14 protein-coding genes are annotated in these 13,228 nt (G+C 68.6%); 8 read left to right on the top strand and 6 right to left on the bottom strand.

The window, feature by feature from the left end; genetic code table 11:
- Nucleotides 1–36 precede the first annotated feature (36 nt).
- Genes AB0L60_RS14695 through mptB form a run of 3 tightly spaced genes read right to left on the bottom strand, consistent with a single transcriptional unit; the run spans nt 37 to nt 3,427 of the window.
- Nucleotides 37–819, bottom strand: coding sequence for an ABC transporter permease (locus tag AB0L60_RS14695; protein WP_364612823.1), 783 nt, complete (start codon nt 817–819; stop codon nt 37–39).
- Complete coding sequence (locus AB0L60_RS14700; RefSeq protein WP_364612826.1) at nt 816–1,748, bottom strand: ABC transporter ATP-binding protein; 933 nt, start codon at nt 1,746–1,748, stop codon at nt 816–818. The genes AB0L60_RS14695 and AB0L60_RS14700 overlap by 4 nt, the downstream gene beginning before the upstream one ends.
- Nucleotides 1,745–3,427, bottom strand: a complete 1,683-nt coding sequence (gene mptB, locus AB0L60_RS14705) for a polyprenol phosphomannose-dependent alpha 1,6 mannosyltransferase MptB (protein ID WP_364612829.1) — start codon at nt 3,425–3,427, stop codon at nt 1,745–1,747. The genes AB0L60_RS14700 and mptB overlap by 4 nt, the downstream gene beginning before the upstream one ends.
- 164 nt (nt 3,428–3,591) lie before the next feature.
- On the opposite strand from mptB, the gene AB0L60_RS14710 reads away from it, so the two are divergent.
- The 6 genes from AB0L60_RS14710 to AB0L60_RS14735 all read left to right on the top strand — a co-directional run bounded on the left by AB0L60_RS14710 (nt 3,592) and on the right by AB0L60_RS14735 (nt 8,517).
- On the top strand, nt 3,592–5,745 hold the full coding sequence (locus AB0L60_RS14710; RefSeq protein WP_364612832.1) for an MMPL family transporter: 2,154 nt from the start codon (nt 3,592–3,594) through the stop codon (nt 5,743–5,745).
- A 97-nt stretch (nt 5,746–5,842) separates the two neighbouring features.
- Entirely contained in the window at nt 5,843–6,112 is a 270-nt protein-coding gene (locus AB0L60_RS14715; protein WP_354846695.1) for a metal-sensitive transcriptional regulator, read from the top strand.
- A 61-nt stretch (nt 6,113–6,173) separates the two neighbouring features.
- The gene (locus AB0L60_RS14720; RefSeq protein ID WP_364612836.1) at nt 6,174–6,410 is read left to right on the top strand and encodes a DUF2892 domain-containing protein; all 237 of its coding nucleotides are present in this window, start codon (nt 6,174–6,176) and stop codon (nt 6,408–6,410) included.
- Nucleotides 6,410–6,805 (top strand): DUF302 domain-containing protein, encoded by a 396-nt coding sequence (locus tag AB0L60_RS14725; protein WP_364612839.1) that lies wholly within the window; start codon nt 6,410–6,412, stop codon nt 6,803–6,805. Before AB0L60_RS14720 ends, AB0L60_RS14725 begins: the two co-directional genes overlap by 1 nt.
- Before the next feature lie 59 nt (nt 6,806–6,864).
- Nucleotides 6,865–7,458, top strand: a complete 594-nt coding sequence (locus AB0L60_RS14730; protein WP_364612842.1) for a TetR/AcrR family transcriptional regulator — start codon at nt 6,865–6,867, stop codon at nt 7,456–7,458.
- A 39-nt stretch (nt 7,459–7,497) separates the two neighbouring features.
- Complete coding sequence (locus AB0L60_RS14735; protein ID WP_364612845.1) at nt 7,498–8,517, top strand: alcohol dehydrogenase catalytic domain-containing protein; 1,020 nt, start codon at nt 7,498–7,500, stop codon at nt 8,515–8,517.
- Here AB0L60_RS14735 and AB0L60_RS14740 read toward each other — a convergent pair.
- Nucleotides 8,507–8,641: a hypothetical protein gene (locus AB0L60_RS14740; protein ID WP_364612848.1), complete on the bottom strand. Its 135-nt coding sequence runs from the start codon at nt 8,639–8,641 to the stop codon at nt 8,507–8,509. The two genes, AB0L60_RS14735 and AB0L60_RS14740, sit on opposite strands and share 11 nt — an antisense overlap.
- A gap of 192 nt (nt 8,642–8,833) precedes the next feature.
- On the opposite strand from AB0L60_RS14740, the gene AB0L60_RS14745 reads away from it, so the two are divergent.
- Both AB0L60_RS14745 and AB0L60_RS14750 read left to right on the top strand, forming a co-directional pair.
- Nucleotides 8,834–9,403: a peptide deformylase gene (locus tag AB0L60_RS14745; RefSeq protein WP_364612851.1), complete on the top strand. Its 570-nt coding sequence runs from the start codon at nt 8,834–8,836 to the stop codon at nt 9,401–9,403.
- A gap of 481 nt (nt 9,404–9,884) precedes the next feature.
- Nucleotides 9,885–11,153, top strand: a complete 1,269-nt coding sequence (locus tag AB0L60_RS14750; protein ID WP_364612854.1) for a glycosyltransferase 87 family protein — start codon at nt 9,885–9,887, stop codon at nt 11,151–11,153.
- Nucleotides 11,154–11,170: 17 nt separating this feature from the next.
- Here the strand turns inward: AB0L60_RS14750 and AB0L60_RS14755 are convergent, their stop codons facing one another.
- Nucleotides 11,171–12,178: an LLM class flavin-dependent oxidoreductase gene (locus AB0L60_RS14755; RefSeq protein ID WP_364612857.1), complete on the bottom strand. Its 1,008-nt coding sequence runs from the start codon at nt 12,176–12,178 to the stop codon at nt 11,171–11,173.
- A 130-nt stretch (nt 12,179–12,308) separates the two neighbouring features.
- Nucleotides 12,309–13,151: an NAD(P)H-binding protein gene (locus tag AB0L60_RS14760; protein WP_364612860.1), complete on the bottom strand. Its 843-nt coding sequence runs from the start codon at nt 13,149–13,151 to the stop codon at nt 12,309–12,311.
- Nucleotides 13,152–13,228: the final 77 nt, after the last annotated feature.

Raw genomic sequence — 13,228 nt, forward strand, 5'->3', positions numbered from 1 at the left:
GCGCGAACTTTCGAGGTGGCCGCGGCCCGGACGGCCTCAATCGAACTTGAAGAACCGGGTGGCCAGCCACCCCGCGAGCCCGCCCCAGCCGGCCAGCACCGCGAGCCCGTACCAGTCGATGCTGATGCGCATCGCCTGCTCCAGGCACTCCGACAGCGCCCCGGACGGAATGATGCGCGCGATCAGGCTCACCGCGTGCGGCAGGTCGTCGGACATGAAGACCAGGCTCGCGGTCCCCAGCATGACGAACCACAGAATGTTGGCGAGCGCCAGCACCACCTCGGCCTTGAGCGTCCCGCCCAGCAGCAGCCCCAGCGCCGCGAAGGTCGCGGTCCCGAGCGCGATCACCACCGCGCCCAGCACCAGCCCGGTCAGTGACGGCCGCCAGCCGAGCGCGAACCCGATGGCCCCCAGCAGGATCGACTGCAGCACCACCACGATCAGCACCGCCGAGCACTTGCCCGCGACAATGCCCCACCGCGGCAGCGGCGTCGCCCCGAGCCGCTTCAATGCCCCGTACCGCCGATCGAAGCCGACGGCGATGGCCTGCCCGGTGAACGCGGTCGACATGATCGCCACCATCATCACCGCGGGCACCACCCGGTCCACCCGGTGCTCACCGAGCCCGCTCATCGGCAGCAGGGTCAGTCCGATCAGCAGCGTGATCGGAATGAACATGGTCAGCAGCAGCTGTTCCCCGTTGCGCAGCAACAGGATCAGCTCCATGCGCGTCTGCGCCGCCAGCATCTTGGCCCGCGTGGTCGGCTGCGGCGCGGGGGAGAAGGTGCCCGCCGCGAATCGGTTCACGGTCTCGGTCATCCGCGCAGCTCCCGCCCGGTCAGTTCGAGGAACACGTCTTCCAGCCGGCGCTGGTCGATGCGAATGTCGGTGGGCAGCACGTCGATTCGCGCGCACCAGGCGGTCATGGTGGCCAGCACCTGCGGGGTGATGTCGCCCTGCAGCAGGTACGACCCGGGCGTGGTTTCGCGCGGGGTGAACCCTTCCGGCAGTGCGGCTTCCAGCAGCGACAGGTCGAGTTTGGGTGGTGCGGTGAACGCCAGCCGCCCTTCGGCCCCGTGCGAGGTGACCTCGGCGGGCGTGCCCTGCGCGACGATCTGTCCGTGGTCGATGATCACCAGCTGATCGGCCAGTTGCTCGGCCTCGTCCATCATGTGCGTGGTCAGCAGCACACTGACCCCGTCGCGGCGCAGCGCGTCGATGAGTTCCCACACCAGATGCCGTGCCTGCGCGTCCAATCCGGCGGTCGGCTCGTCGAGGAACACGATCTCCGGCCGCCCGACCAGCGCGCACGCCAGCGCGAGCCGCTGCTGCTGCCCGCCCGAGAGCCGCCGATACGGCGTTCGCCGAGCGTCTTTCAGTCCGAGCGTGTCCAGCAGCCAGGCCGGGTCCAGCGGATTCGCCGAATACGAGGCGACGAGATCGAGCATCTCCCCGGCCTTGGACCCCGGATACGCACCACCGCCCTGCAGCATCACGCCGATGCGCGGTCGGAGCTGATCGGAGTCGGCGATCGGGTCCAGGCCCAGCACCCGCACGGTCCCGGCGTCGGGAGTCACGAAGCCTTCGCACATCTCGGTGGTGGTGGTCTTGCCGGCGCCATTGGGTCCGAGCAGGGCCAGCACCTGTGCGCGTTCGATATCGAAGCTGATGCCGTCGACCGCGATGGTCTCGCCGTAGCGTTTCACGACGCCGTCGACGCGTACGGCGGGTCCGGAAGCTGCGGTCACGATGAGACACCGTAAGGCGTGGGCTGCTGTGACCGAGCCGACACCCCCGGCTGATTGCGCCACGGCAGCACATTTCGGGTGAGGAAGATCAGCGACAGGCCCACGATCACGGTGGCGATGGCGGATTCGACGATCTGGAAGACGTAGAAGTCCGCGCCGCGCGGCATGACCATCACCGACACCACGACCGACAGCACCACCGCCGGCACCCGGAACGCGGGCCGGTTGGCCCAGGCGGCGAGGGGCACGATCGCCCACAGCAGGTACCAGGGTTGCACCACCGGGAAGAGCAGCACGATCGCGCCGAGCGAAACCCCCAGCGCGCCGATCGCATTCAAGCGCCCGGTCCAGGCGGCGATGAGCATGCGCAGGGTCACGAAGCCCGCGATGAGTTCCGCGATGGGCCGGGTGATGTCGAGCAGGGCGGTGGTGTGGTCGCCGAGTCCGAGCAGCACGCCGCCGAACCCGGTGATGATCCCGACCGCGGTCGGTAGTGAGAGGTAGCTGCGCACAGAGGTGGCGGTGCCGACGGTATTGACCCAGCCGAATCCGAGTCCGCTGGCATAGCTCACCGAAAGTGTCGTGACCACGGCGATGACACCGAGTACACCGCCGGCGACGAGTACCGGTTTGAGCCCGCCCCCCCACCGCCGCGCCAGCGCCATGCCCACGAATCCGAGGCTCACCAGGGAGATGATCTTCACCGACGAGGACAGTGTGATCAGCACGGCACCGAAAACCAGCAGCGCCCAAGCCCTTTGATTGAACTGCGGGCAATCGTCGATGGCGCGCAGGCAGAATTCCATTCCCGCCAGCATCAGCCCGAGCATGAGCGCGTCATTGTGCACCCCGCCGACCAGGTGGAACAGCACCAGCGGGTTGGCCGCGCCCAGCCACAGCGCGCTCACCCCCGCGATTCCGCAGCGTCGCGACAGCCGCGGCAGCGCCCAAACCATCAGTGCCACGCCCGCCAATGCCAGCAACCGATGCAGCCACACCCCGAGAAGGATGTTGTCGCCGGTGATCTGCGCGATGCCGCGTCCCACCCACAGGAACAGCGGCCCGTAGGGCGCGGAGGTGTCCCGCCAGATGGTGGGGACATTGTTGGTGAGCACGTTGTTGAGCCCGAGCCCGGCCACCGGGCCGACCGAATACGGGTCCATGCCCCGGGCCGCGATCTCGCTCTGTGCCAGGTACGAATAGACGTCGTTGCTGAACATGGGCGGCGCGACGCTGAGCGGAATGATCCACAGCAGCAGCGTTCGATCCATCTGCGAGCGGCTGAGCCGGTGGCGTGGATCCCCGCCCCACCCGCCGACGGCGAAGCGGCCCAGCAGCAGCCACGCCATGATCACCAGGATGGTGCCGATCATGCACATGGCCAGCGTCGAGGTGCCGGCCCGCGCGAAGAACCCGAGCACCCGCATGCCGGAGATCGGATTCTGGTGCACCGGTTGGGCTCCGACACCCAGCGCGGACACCGCCATGATCACGGCCCCGGTCGCGCCGAGCAGCCGGATCCGCATCAATTGCAGGGTTTCGCGCCGGTCAAGGCCGGGCCGGTCGGCGTCGACTCCGTGCAGGACAGCGACGGTGTGATCGGCGGCGGGAACGTCCAGGCCCAGGGCCCGGCGTCCGATATCGATGACTCTGCGCCGCGCGCCTTCCACTACCGCCACAGCTGCGAAGCCTAGTCCGGAGCCGCGGGTCGGACGCCGATCGCATGGCCGTAGCGCGGGTTCGCCCGGTGTGCTCGTGAGTTGCCGATCGGCACCCACACTTGCGTTTGATACCCCGGGGGGTATAGTCGTGACATACCCCAGGGGGTATGGAAGGAAGTCAGATGCGAAGTACCACAGTCGGCGTCGCCGACGCTTCTCCGATCACGACCGCCCCCGGCGGTCTGCTGGGCCGCCTCGGGGCCCGCATGGCCGATCACGCCCGCTGGGTGTTCGGCTTCTGGTTGATCCTGTCGGTCGCCCTCGGCGCGGCCGCGCCCACGGTGTTCGACTCGCTCGCGGGGGCGGGCTGGCAGGCCAATGGATCCGAGTCCGTGCGTGTCCGCGAACTCGCGCAAGAGCACTTCGGTGGCAACTCGGCCGCGGCGGTGCAGGTGGTGATCCATTCGGACACCGCGACCATGGACAGTCCGCAGGCGCACCGCCTGGTGGGGGATCTCACCGGAATCCTGCAGGCCGACAGCCGATTCGGCGCGATCGTCGCACCCGTGCCGGGCCAGTCGGTCAGCCGCGACGGCCACACCGGCATCCTGCTGGCGGGCGCGAACGCGAACACCGACGAGATGGTTGCCGCCGTCACCGACGTCGGCCCGAAACTGCAGGCCCTCTCATCCGACGGCTTCGAGATCTATCCGACCGGCGCCTCGGCGCTGTGGAGCGACTTCAACAAGGCCAATCACGAGGCCATGATGAAGGCCGAGATGTTCTCGTGGCCGGTCACATTGGCGATCATGGTGCTGGCCTTCGGCTCGCTGGTGGCGGCCGGACTGCCGCTGCTGCTGACGCTCACCGGCCTCATCGCCTCGGCGGGTGGTCTGGTGTTGCTGAACCATGTGACGCCGATCTCGGTGTGGGCCATGAACTTCGCCATGATGTTCGCGCTGGCGCTGGGTATCGACTACGCGCTGTTCCTGGTCTCCCGCTTCCGCGACGCTGTTCGCGGTGACACGCCACCGCGCACCGCCGTCGCCGTCACCATGGCGACCGCCGGCAAAGCGGTGCTGCTCTCGGGCCTGACCGTGCTGGTGAGCCTGTCGGCCGTGCTCGTGGTGCCCGCGCCAGCGGTGCGGACCATGGCGGTCGGCATCATGTTCGCGGTCTCGTTCGTGCTGCTGGCCACGCTGACCCTGCTGCCCGCCGTGCTCGGCGCGCTGGGCCGGCGCGTGAACGCGGGCTCGCTGCCGTACGTAGCCCGGCAGCAGCATCGTTCGCCGGTCTTCGCGAAGTGGGGACAACTGCTGCACCGCCGCCCGTGGCCGTTCGCCATCGGCTCCCTGCTGGTGCTGGTCGCGCTCGCGATTCCGGTGACGAGCCTGAAGGTGGCCATGCCGTCCATCCAGGTGGTGCCCGCGGACGCGTCCGTGCGTCAGGGCTACGAGCTGGTCCAGCGCGAATTCGGCCCGGGTGCGCCCGGCATGCTGCAAATCGTGGCCCCCGCCTCCGACGGCGCGGATGTCCAGCGAATCGCGGCCTCGGACAATCGGATTGCGATGGTCACCCCGCCGCAGCCCGCCGCCGACGACAGCGGCCTGGTCATGCTCCAGGCGACCCCGACGGTCGACCCCTCGGATCCGGCCATGGGCGATATCGTCCATTCGCTGCGCGCCGCGCTCCCCGCGGGTGCGCTGGTCGGCGGGGCGGTTGCCGAGAACCTGGACCTCCAGCAGGCCTTGAACGACTACTTGCCCCTGGTGGTCGGCATCATCCTGGTGCTGGGCTTCCTGCTCCTGCTGGTCGCCCTGCGCGCCCCGCTGATCGCCCTGCTCGGAGCGGGTGTCAGCCTACTGTCGACCGCGGCGGCGTTCGGTGTGGCGAAGCTGGTCTTCCAGGACGGCCACGGTGCGGGCCTGCTCGGTTTCACGCCGCAGGGCTTCCTGGACGGCTGGGGTCCGGTGTTCTTCTTCGCCATGATCTTCGCCATCGCCATGGACTACACGGTCTTCCTGCTGGCCACGGCGAAGGAGCACTACGAGCGCTCGGGTGATCCGGAGGTGGCCCACATCGACGGCATCGCCCACTCGGGCCGGGTGATCGCGGCCGCGGCGGCGGTGATGGTGGCGGTGTTCTTCACCTTCGCCCTGGCCGATCCGCTGCCGCCGAAGGAGATGGGCATCATTCTCGGTGTCGCCGTCCTGCTGGACGCCGTGCTGATCCGCCTGATCCTGCTGCCGGTGCTGCTGCGCCTGACCGGGCACGCCGCGTGGTGGTCGCCGCGCTGGCTGCGCAAGGTGCTGCCGGACATCAGCTTCGCGCACTGACGGGTGGGGTCGTGGGAAAGGGTGAGCCCTCTCTCATGACCCTCCCATACCCCTAGGGGTATACTGAAGTCATCGGACTCAGGGAAGGAAACCCCCAATGATCGGCGACGAAGACAGCATCGCACTGGTCCTCAACCGGCTGCGCCGCGCACACGGACAGCTTGCGGGCGTCATCTCCATGATCGAGCAGGGCCGCGACTGCAAGGACGTGGTCACCCAGCTCGCCGCGGTCTCTCGCGCTCTCGACCGTGCCGGATTCAAGATCGTCGCCACCGGTCTGCGGGACTGCCTGACCGGGGAGCGGGCCGAGAACTCCGAGCCGATGACAGTTGAGGAACTGGAAAAACTCTTCCTGGCGCTGGCCTGAAGCTCTTCCGGGCGACCCCTGCCGAGCGATCGCCCAGCGCCGGGAGTGAAAGGAACTCGAGATGACCGCGATCCGACACTGGTCCATCGACCGCATCGTGCCGGGCCTGGCCGGCACCGTGGTGCTGCTCAGCCTCGCGCTGGTGCTCGCGTTCTCGCCCTGGTGGCTGCTGCTGACCGCCTTGGTGGCGGCCAACCTGGTGCTCTTCGGGGTCGTCGGCTGGTGCCCGATGACCCTGCTCCTGCAACGCCTGGGCGTGCCCCGAACCGGCAGCCCCGCAACGGAAAGGAATGCGTGATGACCCTCGCCCTCTCGGCCACCCTGCGCACCGATTTCGCCGATGCGGTGCAACGCACCCGGAAGGCCCTGTCCGAGCAGGGCTTCGGCGTGCTCACCGAGATCGACGTGACCGCGACCATGAAGCAGAAGCTGGACGCGGACATGGAGAACTACCTCATCCTGGGCGCGTGCAATCCGTCGCTGGCGCACACCGCCCTCGGTGTGGACCGTCAGATCGGCCTGCTGCTGCCGTGCAATGTGGTTGTGCGCGCGGATCGTTCGGACGCCGGCACCATGATCGTGGAGGCCATGAATCCGGAGGTGATGGTGCAGGTCGCGGGCGATCCGGCGCTGCAAGAGGTCGCCGACTGCGCCACGGCGATGCTGAGCGCGGCCATCGCGTCCCTCGGTTGATCCGCTGCCCGAACACGATTCGCGCTGCCCCTGTCGGACCCCGCTCATACTCTGGATGAATGGTGTCCGATTCGAAACGGCGAATCGAGGTGGCTGCGGCCGGGCTGCTCGCCCGCCACGGCTATCACGGATTCGGGTTGAAGAAGTTGAGCGAGGCGGCGGGGCTGCCGTATGGGTCGATCTATCACCACTTCCCGGGTGGGAAGGAGGAGATCGCCGTCTCGGCCATCACTGGCACGGGCGTGCTGGTGGGGCGCATGATCCGGCAGGCCCCGGGCGATGTGTTCGGCACCACGGCAACGCTGTTCGACTTCATGGCCACCAAACTGGCCGAGACCGACTGGGCCGCGGGCTGCCCGGTCGGGACCCCCGCCCTGGACGGCGGCAGTGATGTCGACTCCGTCCGCTCCGCGTGCGTGTCGGCCTTCGACGCCATGACACACGGTTTCGCCGAACTGCTCACCGAGCTGGGCCTGGCGCCGGGGGAGGCGCGTGATCTGGCCACCACGGTGGTCGCGGCCTACGAGGGCGCGACCGTCCTGGCCCGGGTGCGCCGCACCGATGAGCCGCTGCACACGGTTTCGGTGGCCATGGCCCGGTTGATCCGGCTGAGTCTCGCGGAAGTCGCTGCTGCCGAGGCGAATTCATCCTAGGGGGTTGACTGGAAAGAACGTTCTAGCGACGATCTATCCATGAAGCGACTCGTGCTCGACGGCCCGCACGCACTGCGCTGGGAAGACGCCGCCGAACCCACCCTCGATGCCCCCGATCAGGCCCTGGTCCGCCCCACCGCCGTGGCCACCTGCGATATCGACCCCGCGATCCTGCAGGGCCGGTTCCCACTGGCGGGCCCCTACCCCTTCGGCCACGAAGGGGTAGGGGAGGTGGTGGCCGTCGGCGACGACGTCACCACCGTCCGCCCTGGCGACAAGGTGGTGATCCCGTTCCAGATCTCCTGTGGCGCCTGCGATTCCTGCCGCCGCGGCCATACCGGCAACTGCACCACCCATCCGTTCATGTCCAGCTATGGCCTCGGCCCGATGGGCGGGCTGAGCTGGGGCGGGCTGTGGTCGGACCTGGTCGCCGTCCCGCACGCCGACGCCATGCTGGTCCCGCTGCCCGCCGGCGTGGATCCGGCGGCGGTCGCCAGTGCCAGCGACAATATCGCCGACGCCTACCGATCGGTCGTCCCGCAACTCGCCGCCCGCCCCGGCGCCGAAGTCCTGGTCCTGAGCGGTCCGGCCGCACCGTCCATCGGCCTGTATGCGGCCGGTCTCGCGGTGGCGCTCGGCTCCGCCCGGGCCGTCTACCTCGATACCGACCCCGAAAGGCTCGCCATCGCAGCCGAACTCGGCGCGGAGCCCGTCGAGGGCAGGCCGACCGACCGGGTCGGCCGGTTCCCGGTCACCGTCGAAGCCGCGGGCGGCTCCCAAGCCCTGGTGGCCGCCATCCGTGCCACGGCCAATGATGGCTTCTGCACCAGCGTCAGCGTCCAGACCCAGGATGTCGCCCTGCCCATGCTCGAAATGTATTCGCGCTGCTGCACTTTCCACACCGGCCGGGCGCACGCTCGCCCGTCGATCCCGCACATTCTGGATCTGGTGGCGGCTGGGCGTTTCGATCCGAGTGTGGTGACCACCCGCACCGTGGCCTGGGAGGATTCGATCGACGCGCTGCTCGAGGCGCCGGTCAAACTCGTCGCTACACGCTGAAGCCGGATACCGAGAGTGGTAGTCGCGCCAGCGTTTCCGGGTCGGCGAGCACGTCGATCCGGACGATCCGCTCGCCCTCGACGGTGAACGCCATGACCGCCGGTGGCTCGTCGCGGCCGGCCACCAGTGCCCCCGTCCACCAGCGGTCCGGGCACGACGTCGCCGAGCGGACGTTCGGGGTCCGCGGTCGATATCGCCGTCAATGGCGATGGCCCGCAGCAACCTGCGCAATATTCCGCGGCCGTAGCGGGTCGCGAATTCCCGCTGCTGGACCCCAGCGGAAACCGGTCGGCCGGCTTCTGGAAGAAATAGGGGCATGGCTGTTCGACCGATCCTCATCGCCGGTGACCCCAGACTGTCCACCCCGGCCGTGCCCGTCACCGAATTCGACGCGGAACTGGCCGCTTTCGTCGAGGACCTGTTCGAGACGAACACCGCGGCCCGGGGCGCGGGCCTGGCGGCCAATCAGATCGGCGATCCCCGTGCGGTTTTCGTGTACGACCTGATGACAGCCGACGGCCGCCGGCGTGGGTACGTCATCAATCCGAGCATCGAGACCTCCGAGATCCCGGAGACCATGCCCCACCCCGACGACGATGCCGAAGGCTGCCTCTCGGTGCCCGGCGAGTGGTTCCCGACCGGGCGTGCCGACTGGGCCGAGGTATCGGGCGTCGACATCCACAACCAGCCGGTCATCGTCTCCGGCACCGGCTACCTGGCCCGCTGCCTGCAGCACGAGACCGACCACCTGCTCGGCCACCTGTACCTGGACCGCCTCATCGGCCGAAATCAGCGCGCCGCCAAGAAGATGATCAAGGCCAATGGCTGGACCGAAGCGGGCCGCTCCTGGCTGCCCGGCCAGGACGCCGACCCGTTCCACGACTAGGTTCCGGTCTCCCGACCGGGTGAATGCATCGGCCTCGACACCCAGGGGCGATCCCGGTGATCGCCGACAGCGCGAATCCGGCCAGGGCGGTGGGGAATACGCGCGCGGCCGAGCGCGCGGGCCGGATGGTCGGCGAAGCGTGAACGAGGCAGCGAAGACGACGACGTAGCGGCTCATCCCCAGGCGATCAGGGTGAAATTGGCGAGATCGAACCGCCGGACGCGACGAACCCGATCACGCGATGGCCACGCGCCGTCTGTGGCGCGGATCCGCCCGGAGCGCAGGCCCGCTGCGTGCGCAGGCTCTTCAGTACCGGGACGATCGCGAAGACAGCGTTGTCCGGCGCCACGACCGAGAGGGAACACTCGGCGGCGCCGAATCGAACCCTGTTGCGTCGCAGGAGTAAATGGGGGCTCGCGGTCGGGGGGTCCTGTCACTACGGTCAGGCGGGCAATCGAAACCCGGGACCATGGGGGTGCGCATGCCGTTGCCGGCCACCGATCAGGCGACGGCCGCGAATCAGGCTGCGCCGCAGCGGCACTCGATTCCCCTGGTTGTGGTGTGGCCGGTGGCGGTGCTGGGTGCGCTGGCCGGGGCGTATTGGCTCCATCTGGCGATCGTGGCACCGCGGATGGCGCTGCACCTGGTCGATCTCGACGCCTATCGGATTGCGGCCGACCGGGTGGTGCACGGTGTTTCGGTGTACGACACACCGCTGCACGGCCATACACGCGGGGTCTGGGAGTTCGTCTACACACCGTTCGCGGCGCTGATGTTCGTGCCCCTGGCGGCACTGCACGGAGCGGCATTCACCTGGGTCGGCGGGCTCGCGAATTTCCTCATGCTCACCGGATCGGTGTGGGCAGCCCTGTCGGTGCTGGGCTATCGCCGCGATCGTCGCATGCTGATCGTGGGACCGACCGCTGCCGGGCTGCTGCTGTTGTGCGAGCCGATCCGCGAGACCATGGCGTTCGGCCAGGTCAACATGTTGTTGCTGCTCCTCGTCCTGGCCGATATGGCCTTGCCCGATTCGTCACGCGTGAAAGGCGTACTGACCGGCATCGCGGCCGGTATCAAGCTGACTCCGGCGTTCTTCATTCTCTACCTGCTGGTGACCCGACGATTCCGGGCCGCCGCCACCGCGACCGGCGCTCTGGTGACCACGATGGTGATCGGTCTGGCTGTGCTGCCGAAGGATTCACTGACCTTCTGGAGCGGCGGGTTCGCCGACGCCTCCCGCGTCGGCGCCCCCGAGAATCCGGACAACGAATCGCTGCGCGGCATGCTCGCCCGCTCGCTGGGTTCGGGTGGTGGCAGCCAATTGCTGTGGCTCGCAGCGGCTCTCGTCATCACCGCCGTCTGCCTTGTGCTGGCCCGCCGGCTCTCCGGGACCGGCCGCGAACTTCCGGCCGTGGTCCTGTGCGGCCTGACCAGCACCGTCGTCTCCCCGTACAGCTGGATCCACCACTGGGTCTGGCTCGCGCCCCTGCTGATCTACCTGGCCCATCTGGCGAATCGCCACCGCTCCGTCCCCACCGTCGCGGGTCTACTCGCCGTCTTCCTCGTCTGTTCAGGCGGTCTGTTCATCCTGTTCGGCGTCCATCGCGAGAGCGTCTTCGACTTCCCGAACCGGGGCCCTTTCGCCTTCTTCGACCACAATGCCTTTATCTGGCTCGCCCTGGTCCTTTTCGCTGTCACCGCCGTCGCTCTCGGGCGAAATACACCGGCGAAGAGCGACGGGTCGGCATAGAGGTCGGCTGATGTCCTTCAGCGGGTGACGGATTCGCGTGCGTCCATCGCCGCGCCGGTCAGCTCGATCGAACGCACCCGGTCGTCGATGTTCTGGGCGTGATGCGCCGTGATGAGTTCGTCGGCCTGGATGCCGGCCGCGAAGTCCTCCAGGTACGCGACGACGTCGGCGGGTGTGCCGACGGCCGTGTACGTGGTCATCCTGGCCAGGTGACGGCCGTTGGGCGAGGCCAGGAAGGCGTCGATCTCCTCGTCGGAGAAGTCCATGCCCGCCGCGCCGCGCTTGATGAACGCGCGGGTGCGCGCCCGGTAGGAGATGGTCTTCTGCTCCTCGGCCTGCGCGCGGTCCTCGGCCGCGAACACATTGACCCCGGCCATGACATACGGCTCGGCCAGTTGTTCGGAGGGCCGGAACCGGTCGCGGTATTCGCGGACGGCCTCGTGCAGGGAGTCGGGCGCGAAGTGCGAGGCGAAGGCGTAGGGCAGGCCCAGGTGTGCAGCGAGCTGCGCGCCGAACAGCGACGACCCCAGAATGTAGAGCGGCACAACGCCTTCCGCGCGCGGCACCGCCTGAATGCCCGGAATCCGCGAGTTCCCGGTCAGGTACCCCTGCAACTCCAGCACATCCTGCGGGAAGGTGTCCGCCGAGGACGGGTTACGCCGCAGCGCCCGCATGGTTTCCTGATCGCTGCCCGGCGCGCGACCCAGCCCGAGGTCGATGCGACCCGGGTACAGCGATTCGAGGGTGCCGAACTGCTCGGCGATCACCAGCGGCGAGTGGTTCGGCAGCATGATTCCGCCCGCGCCGAGCCGGATGGTCTCGGTATGCCCGGCCACGTGCCCGATGAGCACGCTGGTCGCGCTGGAGGCGATCGACTTCATATTGTGGTGCTCGGCATACCAGACCCGACGGTACCCACTGCGTTCCGCCGCCTGTGCCAGCGCGACGCTGTTCTGGAAGCTGTCACGCGCGGTCTGACCGGGCGCGATCACCGCCAGGTCGAGGAGGGACAGTGCGATGGGCATGCTGGCACCGGCTTTCGTGGATGTCGTCGTCTGGACGGCGGGCGCTCTTGTGCCCGCACCCCAGTGATAATTCGATTGTCATCGAACTTATGCCCGCGCCGCACTGAGCCGACATCGGGCGACCGGTCGGCTACCGGAATTTCTCCACATGCTCCGCGGCCCAGTCCCGGACATCCCGCGCCGGCCGCCCGGTGAGGTCGGCCACCGTTGTCGTGACCAGATCCGAGCGTGGCCGGAATTCGGCCATCGACAGCAGTGATTCGATGAGCCGGCCCGGCAGTCCGGCCCCGGTCATCGACTCCCGCGCCACCTCCAGCGGCAGCGCTTCGAACCGGAGCGAACGGCCCAGCGCCTCGCCGATCGCCGCGACCTGATCCGCCCGCCCGACCACCCGCGGCCCGGTCACCAGGTATTTCCGCCAGGTGTGCGAGTGATCGGTGAGCAGTCGCGCCGCCACGGCCGCGATATCGCCCTCGTGCACCACCGCGCTCGGTGCGACCTCGGTCCCGCGCACCACGTCACCGGCGCGAATCTGCCCCGCCCAGCCCAGCGCGTTGGAGGCGAGGGTGTCCGCGCGCAGCACGGTCCACGGCAGCCCCGAGGCCTCGATGAGCCCCTCCATCTCGGCATGCAACCGCGGAATCAGATCCGATTGCGGCCCTTGGTCGTTCACCGTCGTGGATGACAGATACACGACGCGCTGAGCGTGCTCGGCGAGCACCTTCAGCACCTGCGCCGCGCCCTCCGTCCCATGGAACGGCCACACCAGGAACACCGAGTCGACCCCGTCCGCGGCCGCGCCCAGCGATTCCGGCTCGGCCAGATCCCCGCCCACCACCTCGACTCCGGGCGGCAGGCCGGCGGTCCCCGGATCGCGAGCCAGCGCTCGTGCCCGGATCCCCGCCGCGACCAGTTGGGCAATTACCTGCCGGCCGACGTTTCCCGTCGCACCCACCACGAGCACACTGTTCACGTCTTCGGAAACCCACCGTGACCGGGTCGAATTTCCTGAATGCCCGGATATGTATGGTGGCCCGAATCACACCCGAA

Origin of the sequence: Nocardia sp. NPDC051981 (assembly GCF_040680715.1) — a bacterium.
Classification (GTDB): Bacteria; Actinomycetota; Actinomycetes; order Mycobacteriales; family Mycobacteriaceae; genus Nocardia.